The organism is Roseivirga sp., assembly GCF_034669765.1.
GTDB lineage: Bacteria > Bacteroidota > Bacteroidia > Cytophagales > Cyclobacteriaceae > Roseivirga.
In genome coordinates this window covers 53,725-78,075 of the sequence record NZ_JAXMOQ010000006.1, presented here as the reverse complement: position 1 = coordinate 78,075, position 24,351 = coordinate 53,725, and the positions used below count along the sequence as shown (strand labels likewise).

At 38.7% G+C, this 24,351-nt stretch carries 27 protein-coding genes; 16 read left to right on the top strand and 11 right to left on the bottom strand.

Translation table 11 applies throughout. The features are described from left to right. The first annotated feature begins 40 nt into the window (after positions 1–40). Together ahcY and VOI17_RS13085 are read left to right on the top strand one after the other, a co-directional pair. Complete coding sequence (ahcY, locus tag VOI17_RS13090) at positions 41–1,348, top strand: adenosylhomocysteinase (protein ID WP_323757669.1); 1,308 nt, start codon at positions 41–43, stop codon at positions 1,346–1,348. Positions 1,349–1,444: 96 nt separating this feature from the next. After that, a complete protein-coding gene (locus VOI17_RS13085; RefSeq protein ID WP_323757668.1) occupies positions 1,445–2,224 on the top strand; it encodes an FkbM family methyltransferase in 780 nt (259 codons plus the stop codon). Positions 2,225–2,238: 14 nt separating this feature from the next. Here the strand turns inward: VOI17_RS13085 and VOI17_RS13080 are convergent, their stop codons facing one another. After that, positions 2,239–3,906: a glycosyltransferase family 39 protein gene (locus VOI17_RS13080; RefSeq protein WP_323757667.1), complete on the bottom strand. Its 1,668-nt coding sequence runs from the start codon at positions 3,904–3,906 to the stop codon at positions 2,239–2,241. Next, entirely contained in the window at positions 3,899–4,678 is a 780-nt protein-coding gene (locus VOI17_RS13075; RefSeq protein ID WP_323757666.1) for a glycosyltransferase family 2 protein, read from the bottom strand. Before VOI17_RS13075 ends, VOI17_RS13080 begins: the two co-directional genes overlap by 8 nt. 125 nt (positions 4,679–4,803) lie before the next feature. Here VOI17_RS13075 and VOI17_RS13070 point away from each other — a divergent pair, with 125 nt between their 5' ends. Continuing rightward, on the top strand, positions 4,804–5,643 hold the full coding sequence (locus VOI17_RS13070; RefSeq protein ID WP_323757665.1) for an FkbM family methyltransferase: 840 nt from the start codon (positions 4,804–4,806) through the stop codon (positions 5,641–5,643). 1 nt (position 5,644) lies between these two features. After that, positions 5,645–6,208 (top strand): DUF3109 family protein, encoded by a 564-nt coding sequence (locus VOI17_RS13065; RefSeq protein ID WP_323757664.1) that lies wholly within the window; start codon positions 5,645–5,647, stop codon positions 6,206–6,208. A gap of 65 nt (positions 6,209–6,273) precedes the next feature. Here the strand turns inward: VOI17_RS13065 and accC are convergent, their stop codons facing one another. The 7 genes from accC to pdxA form a co-directional block, all read right to left on the bottom strand. Continuing rightward, on the bottom strand, positions 6,274–7,617 hold the full coding sequence (gene accC, locus VOI17_RS13060; protein ID WP_323757663.1) for an acetyl-CoA carboxylase biotin carboxylase subunit: 1,344 nt from the start codon (positions 7,615–7,617) through the stop codon (positions 6,274–6,276). 63 nt (positions 7,618–7,680) lie between these two features. After that, the gene (gene accB, locus VOI17_RS13055) at positions 7,681–8,145 is read right to left on the bottom strand and encodes an acetyl-CoA carboxylase biotin carboxyl carrier protein (protein ID WP_323757662.1); all 465 of its coding nucleotides are present in this window, start codon (positions 8,143–8,145) and stop codon (positions 7,681–7,683) included. A 31-nt stretch (positions 8,146–8,176) separates the two neighbouring features. After that, a complete protein-coding gene (efp, locus tag VOI17_RS13050) occupies positions 8,177–8,740 on the bottom strand; it encodes an elongation factor P (protein ID WP_323757661.1) in 564 nt (187 codons plus the stop codon). Positions 8,741–8,792: 52 nt separating this feature from the next. Next, positions 8,793–9,791 carry a beta-ketoacyl-ACP synthase III gene (locus VOI17_RS13045; RefSeq protein ID WP_323757660.1) on the bottom strand — a complete coding sequence of 333 codons (999 nt, stop codon included), beginning with the start codon at positions 9,789–9,791 and terminating at the stop codon, positions 8,793–8,795. A 186-nt stretch (positions 9,792–9,977) separates the two neighbouring features. Next, positions 9,978–10,169, bottom strand: a complete 192-nt coding sequence (gene rpmF / locus VOI17_RS13040) for a 50S ribosomal protein L32 (RefSeq protein WP_084362819.1) — start codon at positions 10,167–10,169, stop codon at positions 9,978–9,980. A gap of 31 nt (positions 10,170–10,200) precedes the next feature. Then, positions 10,201–10,740 (bottom strand): DUF177 domain-containing protein, encoded by a 540-nt coding sequence (locus VOI17_RS13035; protein WP_323757659.1) that lies wholly within the window; start codon positions 10,738–10,740, stop codon positions 10,201–10,203. 161 nt (positions 10,741–10,901) lie between these two features. Continuing rightward, a complete protein-coding gene (gene pdxA, locus VOI17_RS13030) occupies positions 10,902–11,924 on the bottom strand; it encodes a 4-hydroxythreonine-4-phosphate dehydrogenase PdxA (RefSeq protein ID WP_323757658.1) in 1,023 nt (340 codons plus the stop codon). 146 nt (positions 11,925–12,070) lie between these two features. Between pdxA and rsmA the strand changes: the two genes are divergently transcribed. From rsmA to VOI17_RS13005, 5 genes are all read left to right on the top strand, one after another. Further along, positions 12,071–12,850 carry a 16S rRNA (adenine(1518)-N(6)/adenine(1519)-N(6))-dimethyltransferase RsmA gene (gene rsmA / locus VOI17_RS13025; protein WP_323757657.1) on the top strand — a complete coding sequence of 260 codons (780 nt, stop codon included), beginning with the start codon at positions 12,071–12,073 and terminating at the stop codon, positions 12,848–12,850. Further along, entirely contained in the window at positions 12,838–14,196 is a 1,359-nt protein-coding gene (gene mgtE, locus VOI17_RS13020; protein ID WP_323757656.1) for a magnesium transporter, read from the top strand. The genes rsmA and mgtE overlap by 13 nt, the downstream gene beginning before the upstream one ends. Positions 14,197–14,200: 4 nt before the next feature. Beyond that, complete coding sequence (locus VOI17_RS13015; RefSeq protein WP_323757655.1) at positions 14,201–15,160, top strand: NAD(P)-dependent oxidoreductase; 960 nt, start codon at positions 14,201–14,203, stop codon at positions 15,158–15,160. Between the two features lie 239 nt (positions 15,161–15,399). Beyond that, positions 15,400–15,876 carry a transcription elongation factor GreA gene (greA, locus tag VOI17_RS13010; protein ID WP_323757654.1) on the top strand — a complete coding sequence of 159 codons (477 nt, stop codon included), beginning with the start codon at positions 15,400–15,402 and terminating at the stop codon, positions 15,874–15,876. Between the two features lie 2 nt (positions 15,877–15,878). After that, complete coding sequence (locus VOI17_RS13005) at positions 15,879–16,277, top strand: HIT family protein (RefSeq protein WP_323757653.1); 399 nt, start codon at positions 15,879–15,881, stop codon at positions 16,275–16,277. Here the strand turns inward: VOI17_RS13005 and VOI17_RS13000 are convergent. Together VOI17_RS13000 and ruvC are read right to left on the bottom strand one after the other, a co-directional pair. Then, a complete protein-coding gene (locus VOI17_RS13000) occupies positions 16,274–17,341 on the bottom strand; it encodes a PAS domain-containing sensor histidine kinase (RefSeq protein ID WP_323757652.1) in 1,068 nt (355 codons plus the stop codon). The genes VOI17_RS13005 and VOI17_RS13000 overlap by 4 nt on opposite strands. Before the next feature lie 142 nt (positions 17,342–17,483). After that, a complete protein-coding gene (gene ruvC, locus VOI17_RS12995) occupies positions 17,484–18,047 on the bottom strand; it encodes a crossover junction endodeoxyribonuclease RuvC (protein WP_323757651.1) in 564 nt (187 codons plus the stop codon). 80 nt (positions 18,048–18,127) lie between these two features. On the opposite strand from ruvC, the gene VOI17_RS12990 reads away from it, so the two are divergent. Genes VOI17_RS12990 through VOI17_RS12960 form a run of 7 tightly spaced genes read left to right on the top strand, consistent with a single transcriptional unit; the run spans position 18,128 to position 24,252 of the window. Continuing rightward, positions 18,128–19,234: a glycosyltransferase gene (locus tag VOI17_RS12990; RefSeq protein ID WP_323757650.1), complete on the top strand. Its 1,107-nt coding sequence runs from the start codon at positions 18,128–18,130 to the stop codon at positions 19,232–19,234. 9 nt (positions 19,235–19,243) lie between these two features. Further along, complete coding sequence (locus tag VOI17_RS12985; RefSeq protein WP_323757649.1) at positions 19,244–19,498, top strand: transporter; 255 nt, start codon at positions 19,244–19,246, stop codon at positions 19,496–19,498. 4 nt (positions 19,499–19,502) lie between these two features. Next, positions 19,503–20,723, top strand: a complete 1,221-nt coding sequence (locus tag VOI17_RS12980; RefSeq protein WP_323757648.1) for a PP2C family protein-serine/threonine phosphatase — start codon at positions 19,503–19,505, stop codon at positions 20,721–20,723. Continuing rightward, complete coding sequence (locus tag VOI17_RS12975; RefSeq protein WP_323757647.1) at positions 20,710–21,330, top strand: polysaccharide deacetylase family protein; 621 nt, start codon at positions 20,710–20,712, stop codon at positions 21,328–21,330. Before VOI17_RS12980 ends, VOI17_RS12975 begins: the two co-directional genes overlap by 14 nt. Further along, positions 21,327–22,439 (top strand): glycosyltransferase, encoded by a 1,113-nt coding sequence (locus VOI17_RS12970; RefSeq protein WP_323757646.1) that lies wholly within the window; start codon positions 21,327–21,329, stop codon positions 22,437–22,439. Before VOI17_RS12975 ends, VOI17_RS12970 begins: the two co-directional genes overlap by 4 nt. Then, entirely contained in the window at positions 22,436–23,206 is a 771-nt protein-coding gene (locus tag VOI17_RS12965) for a TatD family hydrolase (protein WP_323757645.1), read from the top strand. The genes VOI17_RS12970 and VOI17_RS12965 overlap by 4 nt, the downstream gene beginning before the upstream one ends. Next, the gene (locus tag VOI17_RS12960) at positions 23,203–24,252 is read left to right on the top strand and encodes an asparaginase (protein WP_323757644.1); all 1,050 of its coding nucleotides are present in this window, start codon (positions 23,203–23,205) and stop codon (positions 24,250–24,252) included. Before VOI17_RS12965 ends, VOI17_RS12960 begins: the two co-directional genes overlap by 4 nt. Positions 24,253–24,351 lie beyond the last annotated feature (99 nt).

Below are 24,351 nucleotides of genomic sequence, written 5' to 3'. Positions count from 1 at the left end.
AAGCCATGTAGTATCTTTGCAGCGCAAATAAAAAATCGATATGTTAGAAACGGGATTAGAGTACAAAGTAAAAGATATTTCCTTAGGTGATTGGGGGAGAAAAGAAATTGGATTGGCCGAGGCTGAAATGCCAGGTTTAATGTCCTTGAGAGAAGAATTTGGTGCTTCTCAGCCACTAAAAGGTGCAAGAATTGCTGGCTGTCTTCACATGACCATTCAAACTGCTGTTTTGATTGAAACTTTAACAGCACTTGGTGCTGAAGTAAGTTGGTCTTCTTGTAATATTTTCTCTACACAAGATCATGCTGCTGCTGCTATCGCAAAGTCAGGTGTTCCTGTTTTTGCTTGGAAAGGCATGAACGATGAAGAGTTTGACTGGTGTATCGAACAAACTTTGTTTGCATTTGAAGGTGGAAAACCTTTGAACATGATCCTTGACGATGGTGGTGATTTGACCAACATGGTATTGGATAAATACCCTGAACTGGTAAACGATATAAAAGGATTGTCTGAAGAAACTACTACGGGAGTTCACAGACTTTACGAAAGAATGAAAAAAGGCACATTACCGATGCCAGCTATTAACGTAAACGATTCTGTTACCAAATCTAAATTTGATAACAAATACGGATGTAAAGAATCATTAGTAGATGCGATCAGACGTGCTACTGATGTAATGCTTGCGGGTAAAGTTGCTGTTGTTGCTGGTTATGGTGATGTAGGAAAAGGTTCTGCAGCTTCATTGAGCGGAGCTGGTGTTCGTGTAATTGTTACTGAAATTGATCCGATTTGTGCGCTTCAGGCGGCTATGGATGGTTATGAAGTGATAAAAATGGCGGATGCTATTCCAAGAGCTCAAATCATTGTAACTGCTACAGGTAACTATAATATCATTCAAGGCAAGCATTTTGAAGCCATGAAGGATAAAACCATTCTATGTAATATCGGTCACTTCGATAATGAAATCGATATGGCATGGTTGAATAAAACTCACGGAGCCAACAAAATCGAGATTAAGCCACAAGTTGATTTATACAATATCAATGGAAATGATGTTATTGTTTTGGCTGAAGGACGTTTAGTAAACTTGGGTTGTGCCACAGGTCACCCATCGTTTGTAATGTCTAATTCTTTTACGAACCAAACTTTGGCTCAGTTAGAACTTTGGACAAATTCAAGTGCGTACGAAAATGCAGTTTACACATTGCCTAAGCATTTGGATGAAAAAGTAGCAAGACTACACTTGGCTAAAATCGGTGTTGAACTTGAAACGCTTTCTACAGAACAAGCTGAATATATTGGTGTAACTGTTGAAGGACCTTATAAGTCTGAACAATACAGATACTAAGTAAAATTTATATAGAATAAAAAAAGCTAGTTTCGTACTGGCTTTTTTTGTTTTTGGACGGGTCAGGTGATTTTTTACTCTTTAAAAAGTAGTTCAATGGGTAAGGTTGGAAGTAAAGTAAGGAGGTATAGATCTCTCATCGGTAATTTTAAGAACTGGAGAGAGTTTCTAGTTTTCAAATCGTCCAAAATGCCTGCATTTAACTTTGAGATGAGAAATGGCTTTCACATTAACGTTAAGCGTCAAATGCTTCCTCCATTTAAAGAGAGCTTTTTCGATAACATTTACTTTGATGGATTCCCTCAAGAGAAGAAGCTCACAGCCTCCCCTTTGGTAATTGATATTGGAGCAAATGTGGGCTTTTTTAGCCTTAATATTTTCTCCAAGTATCCGCAAGCCAAAGTCATAGCATTTGAACCAATGCCTTTTAATTATGCTCAGTTATTAGCTTATCAACAAGAATATAAAGACGTAAATTGGCTCATTGAGAATAAAGCAATTGCCGATCATTCGAATGGTTTAACCTTATATACGAGTACTGTTGATGGGTTTTCAACAATGGCTGGTGTTTTTAAAGAGGATAGTAAGGCCAACGAAATAAATGTTGTAACTACTACGCTAGCCGATGTATTGAAACTGAATGATATTGATAAAGTAGACTTGTTGAAACTTGATTGTGAAGGTTCCGAGTACTCTATTTTATACCATATGGATGATATGGACTTAGCTAAAATTTCAATGATGAGTATTGAAACCCATTATGGAAATGACTTCTCTGAAAACCATAGCGCATTGGTTAAGTTTTTGAAATTAAAAGGGTGGAATTTAAAGGAGGTGAGTAAAAAAGAGACAGGTTACATATGGGCCTGGAGCTGAAACACTCTCACGTATCACTCTCGATAGATCAACTTGAAAATAGCAAAGTCAGAATAATCACCTTTTTCAGCTTTTAGGCTTGCCTTTATGAATTTAGCGAACTGAGACTCGCTGGCAAAATCATAGATATAACCTTCCCATAGCACTTCTGCTTCTTCGAATTCATTCATATGCTCTTTCCTTATTAAGGCTAAAGTAGGTTCAGCATAATCAATGATGTTCTCAAGGGTGTCTTGCCTTATTACCTTCCGTTCAGCATAAAACGGCATGTTATGAATGAGTGTTCCGTCAATTTGCAGTGGAGTTTCTTTACTAATACTCTGACTTGATTTGATTATAGCTCCTATTTTTTTGTAGGGTCTAAATGCCTCAATAGGCTTTAAATAGGCGCCAAACAAAATGTATACACCAATTATGGCGTAGAATGGTATTGCTATCATCTGAGTCCCTATTCTTTTGTCTTCCCTGCTATTTCGTAATAGGTAAAATGTAATTATCGTGAATAATAGCGGCACGATATACCAAAGTATTGGTAGCGAGAACAAATAAACTATAGCAAAGGATGCGCCCAAAACCAACAAACCAGGAAGGAGAAAGGAGTAAAGTCTTATGAAATTGAATGGCTTTTTGAGCTGAGGCTTATTAATTAAAAAGGCAGTTAAAATTAGAGCCATTGGTGGATGGGCCTGAATAAAATAGGTGGGGATTTTACCTTTAGCCGCGGTGAAAATAATGAACATGACTATCAACCATGAAAAGGCGAATCCAATTTCTTTTCGAATACTTTTAAAGTTGAAAATGTAATAAACCAGTGCAACAAAAAATGCTAAGGAATAAGGTAGGATACTCCATGAGATTACTTCAAGGTAGAAAAAGGGGCGCATGCTTTTTTCGTTTCGGGTGAAAGCCCTCTCGAAGGTTTCGTGTTGAAAAATCACCCAAAAGTCTTGGCCATAAGTGAAGTACATATAGATCACCCAGCTTAAGCCTATCACCAAGACAATAGGGATACCAATGTGAAGTTTAATTTGAAGTAACTTTTTAAACCAGATCTTTAAATTGAATTGACTATCTAGGAGGAGGTAAAAACCTACAATGCCCCCAATCACTATAATGTATGGATAGCCTTTCGTGAGGACAGCAAGGCCTAACGCCACATACGCTAAGTAGTAATACTTATTTTTATTTTCAGTATAGGCCCTAAGGAACCAATACATGGTCAGTGTGAAGAAAAATGTGAGAGGTACTTCTGGTGAAGCATACTGTTTAACTGCAATTAGCTGTACGCTGACAGCCATTATACACATTGCGTAAAGCCCTGCCTTTGGGCCATATAGTTTTTTACCCAAAAGATAGGTGAGCCAAATGGAACCTAGAGCCATAAGTATCATGGGTAGTCTAATCCCGAATTCGTTTAGCCCAAAAATGGATGAACTTAAAGCAATAGCCCAATAGGTAAGAGGGGGCTTATTATACCGTGCTCGGTAGTTATATTGAATGTCAATAAAATCACCGCTTTCAAACATTTCTCTAACTGATTCAGCATAAAAGCTTTCATTTGGAGTCCAAATGTCATTTACATGAAAGTTGTAGAAATAGAATGCAGTAATAATGCAAAATAAAAACCTGAGTTGACTCCTATGGTCTGAATTAAATAGTATTAGCTCTTTTAATTTATTCATCAATTTTATTCCCCAAGTTGAGTTGTTTTAAATAGGTATACTTTAGGAACGTAGTGTGTCCATTTATTGCGCATATAATAAAACCATAGAATCCATCTTTAAAGCCTGATTTCAAGAAATAATCTCGAAAAAATCTGAAGCTTGAGCTGAAAATAATTTTGGAGTATGAAGAAGGCTTGCCTTGATCCCTCATTGCCTTGGCCGCTATTTTAGCATAGCTATTTGACCTGGTAATGTGTTCCTCCAGCGTATAGTAAGAGTAGTGGAGTATATCCCCTGATAGGTGACTGACTTTTATTCCATCATTTAACTCTACTGAGTCATGTGGATTTGTTCCTCCCCAATGGCCAGAGTTTTTGTTCCATAGCCTCACTTTTCTATCAGGATACCAACCACAATGCTTAATCCATTTCCCACAATAATTTGTAAATCTGTTGAACTCAAGTGCTTCTCCGTTCCAAACGGGAAGAGATTTTTTAATTGATTTCTGAAGTTCTGTACTCAATGCCTCGTCAGCATCTAACGATAATACTAGGTCATTGTTAGCTTGAGATAAAGCGTAATTTTTTTGTTGAATGTGGCCCTCAAATGGGTGTTCTATGAACCTTACATTGAATGACTCACAAATGGATTTTGTTTTGTCTGTTGAGAAAGAGTCAACTACAATAATTTCATCACATATTTCATTCAGTGATTTAAGACACCTAGCAATATTCTTTTCTTCGTTGAAAGTGATAATTACACCACTGATTTTTGGGCTACTATTTTTCATTAACGTCACAAAAATAAGGAATTGACATTGGATTACTTTTGTATTGGGGAATTGACAGGCCTAAATTCTCACATCTTTCCTATTATATTTGTCTAAATTCAAATTAAAGCACTAACCAACCTCAAATGCTCGATTTTTTTAAGAAGCGTAAGGCAAAAAAAGCTATTAAATCCACCTTCAAGGAGTATGGCCATAAAATAAAACAATTCGATATTGATGAATATGGTCGTGTCGAGTATGCTCAATGGCTGCACCCTTTTGAAGGACCGAAGTCGGTAACTAAATCTCAGGTTAACTTTTATAAGGAGTTCGCAGGAGAAGGACAGATGATTATAGATATTGGAGCGCACACTGGAGATACTACCGTTCCAATGGCTTTGGCTGTAGGTAAAAAAGGAATTGTTCTTGGTTTGGAACCAAATCCATATGTGTATAAGATATTAGAGGAGAATGCTAAATTGAATCAAGAAATCACCAATATTGTTCCATTACCCTTTGCCGCTACAATAGAGGATGGAGAGTTTGTGTTTAATTATTCTGATGCATCCTTCTGTAACGGAGGGTTTCTCTCTCAAATAAAAAGCAGAAGACACAAACATAATTACGAACTCAAAGTACAAGGAAGAGATTTTCAGAAATTTCTGAATGAAAATTATGCTGATCGACTATCTCAACTGTCTTTGTTAAAAGTGGATGCCGAGGGTTACGACAAGGATATTCTCAATGGCTTAAGTGAACTGATATCAACCTATAGACCAAATATTATGGCCGAGTGCTATAAAAGGTTAACCATGGAAGAAAGAGAAGACTTGTATGACGCTATGGCAAAACATAATTATACAGTTTACTTGAACGATACTCATTATTTGTCCGATGGCTTTGTTGACACAGCAAAAAGAGTCAAGCTAACTAAGGATACAATGAATATAAAAAAGCACTTTGAAATAATAGCCATTCCAAATTAATATGATTTTAGTAGAGAACGCAGTAATCAGTGACGACATAAAAGAGCAGCTTTTTGTTTGTGACCTTGACGCCTGTAAGGGTGCGTGTTGTGTAGAAGGGGACTTAGGTGCTCCACTGGAAGATCATGAGTTAAAAGAATTGGAAGATGCTTTTGAAGCGGTAAAACCTTACCTAAGCGAGGAAGGTTTGAAAGCGATAGAAAAAGAAGGGCCATACATCATAGATTTTGAGGGGGATTATTCTACTACAACCATTGGCAATAAAGAATGTGCATTTTCTATTTATGATGAAAAGGGTATTCTAAAATGTGGAATAGAACAGGCTTATCGAGATGGTAAAACTACTTTTAAAAAACCGATTTCATGTGAGCTTTATCCGATTCGAATAACAAAATACGATCACTATGAGGCGCTCAATTATGACCGTTGGTCGATTTGTTCAGCCGCTTGTGTTTTAGGTGAAAAATTAGGAGTACCTGTTTATAAATTCCTTAAAGACGCTCTTATAAGAAAATATGGTGAGGCTTGGTACCAAGAACTGTGTAATGAAATTGAGGGGAAATAAGCCTATAAAAAAGGTCACTTCTGAGAACAAAAGTGACCTTTGATAATAATCTCATAATACTGTTCCTACATTCCTTTAAAATCGAAGTTCTCTAAGAAGCTTGTAGTGAACTGACCCGACTTGAATTTAGGATCATCCATTAGTTTGATATGGAATGGAATAGTGGTTTTAATACCTTCAATTACATATTCTTCCAAAGCCCTCTTCATTCTAACCAGTACTTCTTCACGTGTCTGGGCAGTAACAATTAACTTGGCAATCATGGAATCATAGTTGGGGGGAATAGTGTAGCCAGCATAAATGTGACTATCAATTCTTACGCCATGCCCACCAGGGGTATGCAGGTTTGTGATTTTGCCTGGGCTTGGCCTGAAACCATGAGCAGGATCTTCTGCATTAATTCTACACTCCATAGCGTAGAGCTTAGGGAAATAGTTTTTCCCGGATATTTTTTCTCCAGCAGCAACCTTGATTTGCTCTTTAATTAAATCAAAATCAGTTACTTCTTCTGTAATCGGATGCTCTACCTGAATACGCGTATTCATTTCCATAAAGTAGAAATCACCATGTTTATCCAGTAAGAACTCCACCGTTCCAGCGCCTTCGTAGCCAATAGATTCAGCAGCTTTTACAGCAGCGGCTCCCATTCTTTCTCTTAGTTCTTGATTAACCGCAGGAGAAGGGGTTTCTTCCACTAGCTTCTGGTGCCTTCTTTGGATCGAGCAATCTCTCTCTGAAAGATGGCAAGCACGTCCGCTACTATCGCCTACAATTTGTATTTCAACGTGGCGGGGCTCTTCTACAAATTTCTCTAGGTATAGACCATCGTTACCAAAGGCTGCGGCTGATTCCATTCTGGCATCGTCCCAAGCTTTTTGGAATTGAGAATCATTTTTTACAATCCTCATACCTCTACCACCACCACCTGCTGTAGCTTTTAGGATAACAGGGTACTTAACCTTGTTGGCTATTTTAATTCCTTCCTCAACAGATTTAACCAAACCGTCAGAACCAGGAATGGTCGGTACGCCTGCCTTTTTCATGGTATCTTTGGCCGTGGCCTTGTCTCCCATTTTGTCAATCATATCGGGGCTAGCACCAATAAACTTGATGCCGTATTCCTGACAAACCCTTGAAAATTCAGCATTTTCTGAAAGAAAGCCATAACCGGGGTGAATAGCATCTGCATTTGTAATTTCAGCTGCAGAGATAATATGTGGTATTTTTAAGTAAGACTGATTGGAAGGAGCGGGGCCAATATTCACCGCCTCATCAGCAAACCTAACATGTAGACTGTCTTTATCAGCCGCAGAGTAAACCGCTACGGTTTTGATGCCCATTTCCTTACATGTTCTTATAATACGAAGGGCAATCTCGCCTCTGTTGGCAATTAATATCTTTTTAAACACTACAATAGATATTTTAGGTTGAGAAATAATTGGGGGCTTTTGACGACCCCATTAACCAATTTTTTAAGCAGGATCTACCAAGAATAATGGTTGATCGTACTCTACAGGTGAAGCATTTTCAACCAATACTTTTACAATGGTTCCTGAAATTTCAGATTCAATTTCATTGAAAAGCTTCATCGCTTCAACAATGCAAACCCTGTCTCCAACTGAGACTGAATCTCCAACATTCACAAAAGAAGGGTCTTCTGGTTTTGGTGAACGATAGAAAGTACCAATCATTGGTGATTTGATCTGAATGTACTTGCTAGATTCATCATTAGCAGGCGCAGGTGCTGGCGCTTCTTGTGGTGCAGGTGATGCGGCTAAGGGGGCTGCTGCTGGCTGAGGCATTGCTGGTGTAGTGATTATTCTACCTTCCGTGTCTCTTTTAACTTTGATTTTGAACTCTTCAGTTTCAATATTGACTTCAGCCAAACCTGATTTGGCAATAAAGTCGATCATGTTCTTGATTTCTTTCGCATTCATAACAATTCGATTATTTCGTTGGGATAGTGAGCTATTTTACACGCTCACCGTATGAATTTGTTCTAGTGTCTACTTTAATTTTGTCGTCTTGATTGATGAATAAAGGGACTTGAATTTCAGCGCCAGTTTCCAGCGTTGCTGCCTTTGTAGCGTTTGTAGCCGTATCGCCTTTAATACCAGGTTCGGTGTAAGTTACAACAAGTTCTACATATGCTGGTAACTCAACACTCAGTACCGATTCTGTTTCCGCATGAAACAAAACGTCTACCTCTTGTCCATCTTTCATCAGTTGCGGTGCATTGATTAACTCTTTAGGCACTGCTACTTGTTCAAAAGTTTCTGAATTCATCAGGTTATAACCGTAGTCATCGATGAAGAGAAACTGATGAGGTCTTTTTTCAATTCTTGCTGTTACCACTTTAACACCAGAGGTAAACGTATTGTCTAATACCTTTCCTGTTCTAATGCTTTTTAGTTTTGTTCTTACGAATGCAGGTCCTTTTCCAGGCTTAACGTGCTGGAATTCGGTGATTGCGTAAAGGTCGTGATTGTATTCAATTACAAGACCGTTTTTAAAATCTGCTGTACTTGCCATGCGTTTATTTCAAACTAATTTACAAATATACCATTCTGATCCTTCGAGATTTTTATGATGGGTCGTATGCCCATTTTAAATAAATAGCGCCCCAGGTAAATCCGCCACCAAATGCAGCCAAAATAAGATTATCCCCTTTTTTTAATTGGCTCTCATAGTCCCAAAGACAAAGAGGGATGGTCCCGCTGGTCGTGTTGCCATATTTATGAATGTTCAACATCACCTTGTCTTCACCAATTTCCATACGTCTTGCGGTGGCGTCAATAATTCTTTTGTTGGCCTGATGAGGAACCAGCCATTTAACGTCATCGCCCTCTAAGTTGTTCTTGGCCATGATTTCGGCAGAAACATCAGCCATATTGGTGACGGCAAATTTGAAAACGGCCGATCCTTCTTGGTAAACATAATGCTCACGGTTGTCGATGGTCTCGTGTGAAGCTGGCTTGCGGCTTCCTCCAGCTTTCATGTGTAAATGCTGTGCTCCCGATCCGTCAGATTTAAGAATGGAATCCATGACACCAACATTTTCTTCCGTAGGCTCTAATAGAATAGCTCCACCACCATCACCAAAAATAATACAGGTGGTTCTTTCATTATAATCTATAATCGAAGACATCTTGTCGGCACCAACCACGACTACTTTTTTGTACTTGCCAGTTTCAATAAACTGACTGCCTGTAACTACGGCATAGATAAACCCTGAACAAGCAGCTTGTAGGTCGTAACTGAAAGCGTTTTTTGCCCCAACCGCATCCGCAATAATATTTGCAGTTGCAGGAAACATCATATCTGGGGTGGTTGTTGCGCAAATCAGAAGATCAATTTCAGAAGGGTCGGTATTGGTTTTTTCGAGCAAGCCTTTTACAGCCTGAATTCCCAATACGGATGTGCCTTGACCTTCTCCTTTTAAAATTCTTCTTTCCTTAATGCCAGTGCGGGAAGTTATCCATTCGTCAGTGGTGTCAACTATTGTTTCTAACTCCTTATTCGTAAGAACGTAGTCTGGCACCCAGCCATTGACTCCTGAGATTTTAGCTCTGATTTTAGTCATCCAATATTTTTAGAATGGAAAAACACCATTCATATTTCTAAATAGTGTGCCAATATAAGGGTTCAAGCTTCAGATTCAAATAATAGATTGAATGAAACCTTAGGATGGGCAAATGAAGTGTCTATAAATAAATATTGCTCCTGAATGTTGATTCAGGAGCAAATATTCAAAAGCCAAAAGTTGAACTTAGGCTAAAACTTCTTTTTCTATTACTACTTTACCTTTGAAGTAAAGTTTTCCCTCATGCCAGAAAGCTCTGTGAGGTAAGTGCATTTCTCCCGTAGTAGGGCAAATAGCCAAAGCTTTGCCATGTAATTTCTTGTGAGTTCTACGTTTGTCTCTTCTGGTTTTCGAGATTTTCCTTTTAGGATGCGCCATTTTTCTACAGTTTTATAGCTTTCGCTATTCTTTATTTTTTCAATTTCTTCAAAGAAGCCCAACGTGGGTCTATTGATTCTTCATTTTCCTGATCTTCATTCTCCTCATCATCTTCCGAAGAATATATCATGAGCACTTCTTCTTCACTGTTATCGTCTTCTTCTTGAAAACGTGGGTGAAGCTTTTTCATGGGGATTTCAAGTCCTATAAATTCAAACATTATGGAGGCTACGTTCAATTGTTGGGTGTCGCGTGGTATTACCATTACTTCATCCGACAATTCTTCATGCTCGTTTCCGAGTTTATAGATGAACGGTCTTTCCAAGTCAATCGGAAAATCAAATAAATCTAGACTTCTGTCACACTCGAGCTCTATAGAACCCTTGATGCGAAAGACGGTCTGGATCATTGTTTCAGACTTGTTCAATGAAATGTTAGCCGTCAGTTTCCCTTTGCTAATCATATCATTGTCAAATAATTCAAAGAACTCATCATCCAACAGAAACTCAAAATCATGCAGCCCAGTGCTGAGCTTAAAGATCTGTATTTCGTATTTTCTGATTGGTTTCAAATATCTCCCCTCAAAATCAGGACTGCAAAGGTATGAAAATTCATTTGAATCATAAAACAGTGTTTACTTATTTCATGAATAAATATCGAACAAAAATTAGTCACTAACTCATGCCTTATAAATGAGCCCTTTGAAATGGGGCTTAATTACTCAGAATGAGCTTATTCCCTTCTGTTTCGAATAATGTCGATGGCCATATAAAGTGCGGCCCTCATGCTACTCGGGTCGGCTTCGTTTTTACCCGCAATGCCAAATGCAGTCCCGTGGTCAGGCGATGTGCGGACAATTGGAAGGCCGGCAGTGAAGTTAACACCGTCTTCAAAGGCTATTGTTTTGAATGGAATTAAGCCTTGGTCGTGGTACATGGCCAGTATACCATCAAATTGTGAGTTCGTGTTATTACCAAAGAAACCATCGGCAGGGTAGGGCCCAAACACCAAGTGCCCCTTTTCTTTAAACTCGTTGATGACAGGTATAATCAATTCTTTTTCTTCAGTACCTAAAAGCCCATCTTCTCCGGCATGTGGATTGAGCCCCAGAATGGCCACCTTAGGCTTAGTAATACCAAAGTCTTGTTTCAGTGACTTTAACATTAAATCGATTTTACTAGTTAGTCTTTCCGCAGTTAATTCTTCTTTAATTTTCATTAGAGGAATATGGCCAGTGGTCACTCCTATTCTTAAGCGATCGTTGCAGAGGAACATCAGGCTATCTTTTGCACCAAAAGTTGAAGTAAAAAACTCGGTATGACCTGGGAAGTTGAAATCGCTACTTTGAATATTGTGTTTGCTAATAGGAGCGGTTACCACGCCATCGATAACTCCATTCTGTAAATCTTCCACAGCTCGTTGTAAAGCTGCAAGGGCATACTTGCCACCGGTGGCGTTTTCTTCGCCTGGCTTTATTTCAAAATCTTCTTCCCAACAATTGATAACGTTGGCTTTTTTTTCGTGAAGTCTGTCGCCAGTATTAAATTGAAAAAAGGAAAAATTATCTAAGCCTAGAATTTTCTTATAGTGCGAAAAGGCCTTTCCGTGTCCGTATAAAATGATGGTCACGTAATCGTAAAGCTTTTGCTCAGAAATTGTTTTGATAATTACTTCAGGACCAATGCCGTTAATGTCACCAATGGTAATGCCAATTACTGGTTTGTATGTTGTTTCGTCTTCCGATTGTAGATTCATGATCAAAGAATTTCCTGCTTTTGTAATCTTTAAAGAAAAGTTGAAGTAGGTTTGAATGTGAGAAGAACAATGAAGCCCTGCCCTGAGTAGTCTTCAACAGAATTCTCATTTTGCGCAAATTAATGTTTTTTCTATAAGTTACTCCCATGTCATCAGTCAGACCTAAGAAACATCTCGGCCAGCATTTCCTAAAAGATTTAAATATTGCCAAAAGTATTGCCGATGGACTCACTGGGCATGGCGGGTATGATAAGATACTAGAAATAGGGCCAGGAACAGGTGTCCTCACTCAATTTCTTCTACAGAACGAGATAGAAACTTCTGTAATAGAAATTGACAGAGAATCCGTTGCTTATTTAAAACAGCATTACCCTCAATTGAAAGATAGGATTATTGAAGGCGACTTTCTGAAACTGAATATGGAAGAGCGTTTTCCAGGGAAATTTGGGGTAGTGGGTAACTTCCCTTATAATATTTCATCTCAAATATTTTTTAAAGTACTGGACTTAAAACAGCAAGTGCCAGAAGTGGTTTGTATGCTTCAAAAAGAAGTGGCAGACCGCCTTATTTCTCCTCCAGGAAATAAAACCTATGGGATTTTAAGCGTGTTCTTGCAGGCTTATTATGATTTGGAGTATTTATTCACTGTACCCCCTAATGTTTTCAACCCTCCTCCCAAGGTGAATAGTGCTGTAATCCGCCTTAAAAGGAATGAAAGAGTAGCTTTAGACTGTGATGAAGTGCTTTTTAGAAGGGTGGTGAAAGCAGGCTTTCAAATGAGAAGGAAAACATTGCGCAACGCGCTAAAACCAATAAATTTGCCAGAGGAACTTAGTGGTGAAAAGGTACTTGATCAAAGGGCCGAAACACTTTCTGTTGACCAGTATGTGGAACTGACGAATCTTATAGCATCGTGTCGGGAGTAGAAATTAACTTTGAACTATCTAAAGAATACCTCAGTGCGCTAGAAATAGCTATTGAGGAAAAAAATAGCGCCTTCATCAGTAATACGATGGAAGGGGTGAACTCTGCTGATATTTCTGCACTTCTAGATGAGTTGAGTGCCGATATGGCCAAATATGTCATAGACATATTGGACAATGAAGTCGGAGCCGAAATTATTGAAGACCTCGAGGAAGACACTCGAACCAAATTCTTAGAAAACTTTACCCCCAAGGAAGTAGCAGATTACATTACAGAAATGGATTCTGATGATGCGGTGGATATCATTAATGAGCTTCCGGCAAAAACACGCGAAGAAGTAATCTCCGAAATTATCGATCCCGATACTGCTGCACATATCCATGAACTAATGCGGTATGTAGAGGATTGTGCAGGAGGGTTAATGGCGAAGGAAATGATTGTCGCCAATATGAATTGGAACATTGTTCAGACCATTGAAGAAATTAGAAGACAGCGTGAAAATGTAGATCGCATTTACTCTGTTTATGTAGTTGATGATAAGCATAAGTTGTTGGGTAAGGTTTCGGTAAAAGATATTTTGCTAGCGAATGATAATACCCATATTAGTGAGATATTTGATGAGGATGTTATATCGGTTGAAACCTACATGGATGAAGAGGAAGTAGCAGATATTATGCGAAAATATGACCTCGATGTAGTGCCTGTAGTAAACCTGCAAGGCAAACTGGTAGGTAGAATTACAATAGATGATATTGTAGATGTAATTACTGATCAAGCCGAAGAAGACCGACAATTGATGTCTGGTATCTCTTCAGATGTTGAGGAAGACGATACGATTTGGGTGATTCTAAAAGCCCGATTGCCATGGTTAATCATTGGTTTGGTAGGTGGTATTGTCGGGGCTTTTGTAATTCGAGGTTTTGAAGAGGAAATCCAAACCATTACAGGCTTGGCATTATTTATTCCTCTCATCATGGCGACAGGCGGAAACGTGGGAGTTCAGTCTTCAACGCTCGTAGTGCAGAGCTTGGCCAATAAGTCAGTTTTTACAGATAGTTTAGGGAAGCGGTTGTTGAAGATGGTGGCCATCGCCATGTTTACAGGTTTAGTTTTGGGTTCCATCAGCTTCTTTTTTGTCTATCTATATGGAGAGGTTAAACTCGGTTTAGTAGTCGCCATTGCGCTGCAAGCCGTTGTGCTATTGGCCTCTTTTACTGGGACAGCAACGCCATTGATATTAGATAAACTCGGGATTAATCCTGCCCTGGCTTCTGGCCCATTTATTACTACCGCCAACGATATGTTGGGAATTACCGTGTACTTACTTATTGCAAATTCATTACTCTAAGCTCATGCAGAAAAAGTTTTTGATCGTTGACGACATGCATCAAAGTATCTGTGGATTGCTTTCGAAAATTGGAATAGATGCCAATTATCAACCCAACATTTCACGAGAGGAACTGCTCAGTATAATCGGTGATTATGAAGGCTTGCTGATTCGTTCTAAAACCGATGTAGATCAAGAGCTTATTGACGCGGCCACTAAATTGGAAGTGATTGGCCGAGCAGGGGCAGGCTTGGATAAAATTGATGTTCAATATGTTGAATCCAAAGGGATTGAAATTTTAAATGCACCAGAAGGAAATCGTGATGCCTTGGCTGAACACGCCATGGGCTTGCTGCTTTCTATGTTGAATAATATTATAAAGGCAGATACCGAAGTTAGAAACTGGATTTGGGACAGAGAGGGCAACCGAGGAGACGAACTCAGTGACAAAACCATTGGTATTGTTGGTTATGGCTACATGGGCCAGGCTTTTGTGCAAAGGCTTAGGGCTTTTGATTGCCGCGTGCTGGTATACGACAAGTACAAAAAGGGTTTTGGAACCAAAAACGTAGAAGAAGTAAGCTTGGCTAAGCTGTATGATAAAGCCGATATTCTTAGCCTTCATGTCCCTTTGAATGAAGAAACACTCGCTTGGGTGAATAAAGATTTTATTCAAAATTTCAGAAAAGATATCTACCTGTTGAATACTGCCCGAGGTGAGATTTTACCCACTAAAGATCTTTTGGAATTGTTAGACTCTGGGAAGGTAAAAGGTGCAGCGCTGGACGTGTTAGACAAGGAAAAATTTGATAAATTGACTGAGGAAGAACGTGATCAGTTTACAGATTTATTTTCAAGAAAGAATATAGTTTTTTCTCCACATGTAGGCGGCTGGACTTTCTCTTCTTACAAAAGAATTAATGAAGTGTTGGTAGGTAAAATCGCCTCGCATTATCACATAATGTCAGAAGCAGATAGGAGCTGACTTAGGTGTGGTTGCTTGCTTTTTTTAGGTACTCTAAAACTGAGAAATATACCTCAAATCGAATTTTAAGCCCTTTTCAATTACCGGAGTAAAGTCACTGTTAGTAGGAGACTATAGATATTTTGCTTAAATTTGAAGCATACATCGCCTTTATGGGCGATTTTTGTATTTAAAGCAACGGTTTCTGTTAGGAGCCGTTCTTTGTTTTTTATAGCATAACAAAATAAACAATTAAAATTATGGCTGGAATTTCATATTACACGGAAGAAGGCTTGCAGAAATTGAAGGATGAGCTTCATCACCTTAAAACCAAAGGTAGAGCGGACATGTCGAAGCAGATTGGCGAGGCGCGAGATAAAGGTGATTTGAGTGAAAATGCTGAATATGATGCTGCAAAAGACGCACAGGGACTCATGGAAATGAGGATTTCTGAGCTGGAAGTAGTTGTGGGTGACGCGAGAATCATGAGAGATGAAAACGTAGACCTTTCAAAGGTGTCAATCCTTTCAACAGCGAAAATCAAGAACGTTAAAAACGGCATGGTAGTAAAATACACTTTAGTATCCGAAAAAGAAGCGGACCTGAAGGCTGGAAAAATATCTTATGAATCACCAATAGGCAAGGGACTCTTGAATAAGAAAATTGGTGAGATTGCTGAAGTAACGGCTCCTGCCGGCACTATGCAATTCGAAATATTAGACATTACATTAGAGTAATTATGCCAAGTATCTTCACTCGAATCATTAATAGAGAAATTCCCGGCCACGTTGTGGCAGAAGACGATAATAACATTGCCTTTTTGGATGTTAATCCATTGAAAATAGGCCATGTATTATGCGTTCCTAAAGAGGAGGTGAATTATATTTTTGATATGGGTGAAGATGCTTACATAAACCTGCACACTTTTACCAAAAAAGTGGCCAAAGCGGTGGAAGCTGCGGTGCCTTGTAAGAGAATAGGCGTGGCCGTTATTGGCCTTGAAGTGCCTCACGTACATATTCATATAATTCCCCTTCAGAATATTTCTGATATTGATTTTAGTAAACCCAAACTAAGCTTAAGTCAAGAAGAATTGGCAGAAACGGCTGAGAAGATTAAGGCTAAATATTTAGCCTAGCCCCTAAAAGAGAGTGTAAACTCTGTTCCTTCATTAATTTTACTTTCCACAGAAATATGACCGCCTAGGTTGGTCATGTGGGTGTGAACAAGGTAGAGGCCTATGCCTTTGCTTTCTGGGCGAGTGTTGAAGGTTTGGCTCAAACCAAAAACTCTATCTTTCACAGCATCTTTATCAAAACCAATTCCATTGTCGGTAAAAATGAGTCGTTTAACATCATTTACCATTTTAGACTGTATAGATATAATGGGCAGGGTGTTGGGTTTAGCGTATTTAATTGAATTGGTTATTAAATTAAGGAAAATACTTTCTAGATATTCTTTGTTGAAATTAATGGTTTGAAACGATGAGAAATTGATTTGAAAAACTACACCTGAATTTTCTATCAATGCCCCTATTGATTTCTGCACACTTTTCAACACTTCTGCTAAAGACACATCTTCGATTTTAACTGAAACCTTGGCATTCTCACTTAGCGCGTCTAAGTGCTTGTTCATTTTCACTTCAAGTTTTTCAGCAGTTGTTTTTAAAAGCTCAATTAGGTGTAATGTTTCTGGGCTCTTAATTTCAGAAGTGTCCAAAAGGTGTAGAATGGCAAATAAGTTATTCACAGGCCCCCTTAAGTCATGAGAAGTAGTGAAGGATAGGTCTTTCAACCTCTTATTCATTATTGAAAGGCTAGCCAATAGCGCATTTCGCTCTTCTTCTAGCTTCTTTTTATGCGTTATGTCCTTCGCAATAGCATAAACTAAAGATTCATCTTCCAAGGGCATGGAGGTCCAGGCCAACCATACTATTTCACCGTTCTTTTTTATATAGCGATTTTCATAATTGAGCAGTGGATTTCCCTTTTTAATGTTCTCTCGGTATTGAGAGGTGATGTTTTGATCTGAAGGATGAATAAAATCATCAATAGGACGAGACAATAACTCTTCTTCCGTATAACCCAAAAGTTTTGAAACCGCTGGATTGATCCTTTTGAAGAACCCGTCAAACCCAGCAATGCAAAGTAAGTCTGGAGAAAACTTGAAGAAATAGTCTGAGTTCAGTCTGAGTTTATTCATATAGGATTTGTCCTTTCAGTAAATGCCCTAAAAACACGGGTAAATTATACATTAACACATGCTGTGCTGGTGTATGCTAAATGAGTAAGTATATGTATTGTAATTGAATGATGATATGAAATAATAAAGGAATTAGCTAGTCTTATTTTACTCTTCCGGGGTTGTCGGAGATAAAAGACTTCCAGCTTTTGTTGCCGCTTTGTTGGCTTCCGCCTTGGAAATGATGGCAAAGCGCCACTGCCAAAGCATCGGTAGCATCGAGTAGTTTGGGTAGGGTTTCAATTTTCAATAAAGTTTTCAGCATGGCCGCCACTTGTTCTTTAGAGGCATTTCCATTACCTGTAACCGACTGCTTCACTTTTTTAGGAGCATATTCAGTAATAGGAATTTCCCTTGCCAAAGCAGCCGACATCGCTACGCCTTGTGCTCTTCCTAGTTTAAGCATGGATTGAACATTCTTTCCAAAGAAGGGAGCTTCCAAGGCCATTTCATCAGGCTGAAACTCTTCAATAACGGAAGTAACCCTTTCGAAAATCTTCTTCAATTTTAACTCATGACCAGCGTATTTGCTGAGGTGAATAACACCGAATTGAAGTAGCGTGATTTTTTTGCCCGAAATCAAAATCAGCCCATAACCCATGATGCTGGTGCCGGGGTCGATACCTAGAATAATTTTTTCTTTAATGGGGAGTTTTGATAAAGGCATAGACGCAAGATAAATAAACCTTCCATTTCTGTAATTCAAAACAAGGTTTTAAATCCAAGTGCTTTCCACGTAATTCGCATATGGTTTTGATTGCCGTTGGCATTGTAGGCAGTTATCTGCTTCTTCTGTTTTTCCCTATTGCCGTTTGGCGGAAGATGCCGTTTACGTCTTCTGAAAAACATGAAGGAAAGGTGTCGGTAATTATTCCCTTTAGAAATGAAGAATTAAACTTGAGACGGTTGGCTGAGTCATTGGAAGCTCAAACGTACTCATCCTTCGAAGTACTTTTCGTCAACGATCATTCAACGGATGATTCTTTGAATGTTTTAAAGTGTCTTGTTGATAAGGGAATAACCTTATCCTTGAATATTATTTCTTTAGAAGAAACCCAAGGAAAGAAAGCTGCTCTTGCGGCAGGTATTGCACAGGCTACGGGTGAAATTATTGTCACTACCGATGCAGATTGTTGGTGTAATGAAAACTGGCTGAAAGCAATGACTTCAGGCTTTCATAATCCCCAGACACAAATGATTACTGGCCCTGTGGTGCTTGAAGGAATGAGTTTCTTTCAGAAATTGCAACGGATAGAATTTGGAGCAGTGCTGGCTTCCTCCGCAGCATTAATAGGTTTAAGTAAACCCACCATGGCCAATGGGGCGAATTTGGCGTACAGGAAATCGGTATTTAATGAAGTAAATGGTTTTTCAGGGATAGAACAAACGCCTTCTGGAGATGATGAATTGCTGATGATGAAAATTGTGAAAAAGTACCCAAAGAGTGTGGTCTTTGCAAAGAGTGCTGAAGCCGTAGTTCATACTTTAGCGCATGTTAATTGGACTAATTTTGTGCAACAGCGAAAGCGATGGGCCAGTAAATGGAAAGTAGGAATGCGGAGGTCTACAATACTTTCCGCATTGTTTGTTTATATGGTGCAGTTGGCTTTTGTTGGCTTGGTATTGTTGTTTTTCTTAGGAGAATTACCCCTTAGTTCCGTGGCAGGACTTTGGTTGATAAAGATTATTTTAGAGTTTCTCTTGATTAGAAATTACTTTGATGATTTAAAACAGCCTTACTCATTTTTCCACTTCGTTTTGTTACAAACCTTTTATCCTTTTTATGTGCTTTATGTTGGTTTGGCATCTAACTTTGGTCGTTTCCAATGGAAGGATAGAAGTTTCAAAATCTAGTACAATATTATGAACGACATGGAGTTTGATGTTTTGGATGCGCTTTACTTTGTTCAGCCTTTTGATGCCATTTTAGAAGAAACAGAATTGGCAGCGGGCGAGCTTAGAAAAGTGCTCTCAGAGTTGTTGAACAAGGGTTGGGTGAAATGCTATGGCAATCGCCAAGCAGAAATGCCAATTGAACCAAAAGATTTGGGAAATGATCCCGCGTCTTATTTTTATTTGGCCACAAAAGAAGGCTTATTAGCTCACAACGGTCGTTAGCACTATGCAGGATACACTTCAACGTAAGTTTTATAGAAAGGAAATGGAGGTAAATGCACTCTTGGAGATTACTCAAGCAGTGAACAACAACCTTCCTGAAGACGATCTATACAAAATTTACGAATTCACGCTCAGGGGCAATCTACAATTGTCTAAAATGGTATTGTATGTGAAGGACGAGGATTGGGACTGTAAAGTGCAGTTTGGTACTAAGGAGGATTTTACCCAAATCCCTCTTGACGCTGGCTGCCTTGATTTAACGGAGATTGTAGAAGTCAATGAAGTCGATTTGTCCATTTCCTGCTTCAGTGAGTTTGACATAATAATCCCTGTTACGCATAAAGAGAAACTTCTGGCATTTGTATTCATTAAAACTTCAGAAGAAGAAAATCGGGACGACACAACATTTATTCAAGCCTTGAGTAATGTAATTCTAGTGGCCATTGAGAATAAGCGATTGGCCAGAAAGCAGCTGGAACAACAAGCAACTCAGCGTGAGATGGAAATTGCTAGAAATGTTCAGAATTACCTTTTTCCAGATGTTTTGCCCAATTCTGAAAAACTAGAAATCAAGGCCTTCTATCAGCCTTGCAAAACCGTGGGCGGAGATTATTACGATTACATTCCTATTCCCAACGAAAATCAGTTTCTTGTTTGCATAGCCGATGTTTCTGGAAAGGGAATGCCAGCGGCCATATTAATGTCGAATTTTCAGGCAGTGTTAAGAACTTTGAGCCGAAATGCGGAAAGCCCTGAACAAGTAATTCATGAGCTGAATCACCAAACTTGGCACAATGCCAAAGGCGAAAACTTCATCACTTTCTTTTTAGCGGTTTACGACTTTGATAAAAAGAACCTTCGCTATTTTAATTGCGGGCACAATCATCCTGTTTTGATTACAAAAGATAAGATAATGATTTTGAGCGAAGGAAGTACAGTACTCGGTGCATTTGACCCTCTTCCTTTTTTAGATAAAGGTGAAATTGAGAATCTTGACGAATTTTCGCTGTTCATGTTTACTGATGGCCTCACCGAAACCTTTAACAGTGCGGGCGAGGAGTTTGGTGATGAAAGGCTCAGGAAGTTTCTGATGGATCACAAAAATAAGGACCTTCAAACCACCCATAATGATTTAATGAAAGAATTGGAAGGTTTCAAAAAGGAAAATGCCTTTGCTGATGACCTTACTTTCTTATCTTGTAGGGTAAATAATGCTACTCCATAAAACACCCATATTTGTCCATTGGCTTTACCCAAACTTGATTTGGAAACAATCCAGTAAGGAGAAAGTCATTTATTTGACCTTCGATGATGGCCCAATTCCAGAAGTTACCCAATGGGTGTTGAAAACGCTTGATGAGTTTAAGGCAAAAGCTACTTTCTTTTGTGTGGGAGAAAATATTCACAAGCATCCCGATATTTTTAAGGAAGTGATTAAACGAGGTCATTCGGTAGGGAATCATACTTGCCATCACTTGAATGGCTGGAAAACTGATGCTACCGAATACCTTAAAGACTTCTTGAAGTGTGAAGAAGAGCTTCAGGAATTCGATAGGGGCGGAAGACTTTTTAGGCCTCCCTATGGTAAAATAACGGCTAGACAAATTAGGCAACTGTCCTCCCGCGAAATCATTATGTGGGACGTGCTCTCTGGGGATTTTTCTAAAAAACTATCTCCTGAAACCGTATTGAAAAAGAGTCTTCAGTATTCTAAACCAGGAAGCATAATTGTTTTTCATGATAGTTTGAAAGCATTCAAAAACCTTCAATATGCATTGCCTCGTTATTTAGATCATTTTCAATCGAAAGGTTTTACTTTTAAACCATTATGATTGTTGGTGTTTTGATTGTTGCTTTTGCGCTCATCTTACTGTCGGAGCTCTTTTTAATATTGAGTTTCAAAAACGACTTTATAAAAGCTACTGAAATTGACTCTATTCAAACATGGCCCAATGTATCCATTCTTATTGCTGCTAGAAACGAAGAAGACAATTTAGAGGCATGCCTTAATGCTGTATTGAATGTAGATTATCCTCAGAATAAATTTCGAGTGCTGATAGGAAATGATCAGTCTACGGACAATACCCAAATCATAATAAACCACTGGATCAATCAACGGCAAAATGTTAAATCAATCCCCATTCAATCTAATTTGAATGGGCTTATTGCCAAATCGAATGTTTTGGCGCAATTGGCCGCAAAAGCTGATGGTAAGTTTTTTGTCATTTTAGATGCAGACGCTACAGTAACCAAGCACTGGCTCAAAACCATGGTTGCTCAAGCAACTCAAGGCTTTGATCTTGTGAGTGGCTATACCGAGGTGAAATCTGGGAGTTATTTTTCTTCCCTTCAGAGAATGGACTGGCAAAATAGCATCCATACATTAAAGGTGTTTTCAGACCGCGGTAATACACTTACTGCTTTAGGAAATAATATGCTGATTTCAGCAGAAGCCTATCAATCAGTTGGTGGTTTTGAAGTTCTAGGTAAAACCAAAGTAGAAGATTTGAAACTATTGTTGGCAGCTAAGAAAATGGGTTTAAGAACTTTTCAACTTATAGTAAATGGAGCAGCCTTAACTGCCCCATTAAAAAGTGTTTTGAGTTATGTTGATCAGAGGAAACGGTGGTTGAGCGGCATTATGAGTTACAGAGCACTCTCTGGTGTAGGTTTTATTATATATAGGTTGATGCTGGTTGAAATGCTAATTGTATTATGTTTAGTATCTAGTTCAATAGCACAGGTTGCATTGATTTCTTTTTTGGTATTAAAACTTATGATTGAAAACATTAGGCAACACCAAGTTAATAGTGCCATGGATGAAGTTGCCGTTAAGTTTAGTCTATTCAAACCATTTATTATTGCTCTTTTAGATACATTTGCCCTTGTTGTTTTAGTGCTGAACCCTAAGATCAGCTGGAAGAAAAGAAACTTTAAATGATGATTGAAACCCACGCCCATATTTATGCCGATCAGTTTGAAAAGGACATAGATGAGGTGCTAGATAGAGGAAGAGAAGAAGGTGTTTCCAAAATTTACATGCCGAATATTGATCACACATCGATTGATGGAATGATGGAGTTGGAAGAGAAGTATCCAGGTTTATGCATCGCTACCATGGGGCTTCATCCATGCTCTGTCAAAGGCGATTTCCAAAAGGAACTTTATATTATTGAAGAATGGCTTGGGAAGCGTGAGTTTGTTGCCATTGGTGAAATGGGTACTGATTTATACTGGGACAAAACTTTTATCAATCAACAAGTGGAGGCTTTTAAAATTCAGGTGGCTTGGGCAAAACAATACGAGAAACCGATTATCATTCATTGCCGAGAGTCACTAGACATGACCATTGATTTGGTAGAAAGCCTTAAAGAAGATAACCTGACAGGAGTTTTTCATTGCTTTACTGGCTCTGCAGCGCAAGCGGAGCGCATCCATAAACTGGGTTTTTATATTGGTTTAGGTGGTGTCGTCACCTTTAAAAACAGTGGTATGGATGAAGTCATTCCAGAATTAAATATGGATCATGTGGTTTTGGAAACTGATAGCCCATATTTGGCGCCTGTACCCTACAGAGGAAAAAGAAATGAGCCATCGTATTTAAAAATGATAGCCCAAAAAATAGCAGATTTAAGGCAGGTTGGGGTGGAGGAAATAAAAGCCAATACTACTATAAATGCCAATTCATTATTCAAAGTACAGTCATGATTTCAACCTTAGAATTTTCTCCAAACCCGAAAGCATCTATACTAATAGTATACACAGGTGGCACATTAGGGATGGATTATGATGAAAATGGAGCATTGGTGCCTTGTGATTTTGAGCGCGTTGTAGCTAGAATACCTGTGTTGAAGGAATTAAACATTAATCTTTCTGTAATTTCATTTGATCCTCCGATTGATTCATCGAATGTTAAAATTGAACATTGGGTACAGATTGGTCAAACTATTAAAGATAATTATGCTACTTACGATGGTTTCATTGTATTGCATGGTACAGATACCATGGCGTATTCCGCTTCGGCCCTGAGCTTTATGCTTCAAGGATTGAACAAGCCTGTGATTTTTACAGGAGCTCAATTGCCCATTGCATCACCAAGGTCGGATGGAAGAGAAAACTTTGTTACCGCCCTAGAAATCGCTGCAGATAAGAGGGATGGAGTACCGGTGGTTTCGGAAGTTTGTATCTTTTTTAACCACTTATTGTTGCGAGGCAACCGTTCAAAAAAAGTTGAGAGTCGTCATTTTGATGCTTTTGAGACGGAGAACTACCCCTCTCTCGCAGAAGCAGGTATTGTAATAGACTATAATTACGCTGCTCTAAAGGCATACAACCCTGCTGCTGAACTTCTTTTTTATCCTGAATTAAAGGATGAAATTGTTATTTTAAAGCTGTTTCCAGGTATTAACGAGCAGGTGGTAAGTCATTTATTGAATACCCCTTCTGTTCAGGGAGTGATCATGGAGAGCTATGGTTCGGGTAATGTTCCGCACCAACCTTGGTTTTTAGACTTGTTGGAAAGTGCTGTAAACAAGGGAGTTGTTGTGTTGAATGTCTCACAATGTAATGGAGGCAACGTTATTCAAGGTAAATATGAGGCCAGCAGTGCTTTAAATCGCATAGGTATTATCAGTGGCGGAAACTTAACAACAGAGGCGGCTACAACGAAAATGATGCACTTATTTGGTAGAAGCTCTGAATTAGATGAACTTAGAAAAAAATTGGTTACTCCGATTTCGGGTGAAATGAACTGATTTTTAATCACGGACAAAAACAAAAATCAATTTGCATTAAGTTTATTTTATTGATTTATTTGTCACCTTGCGATAAGCGCATTTGTTGATAAAAGTTGA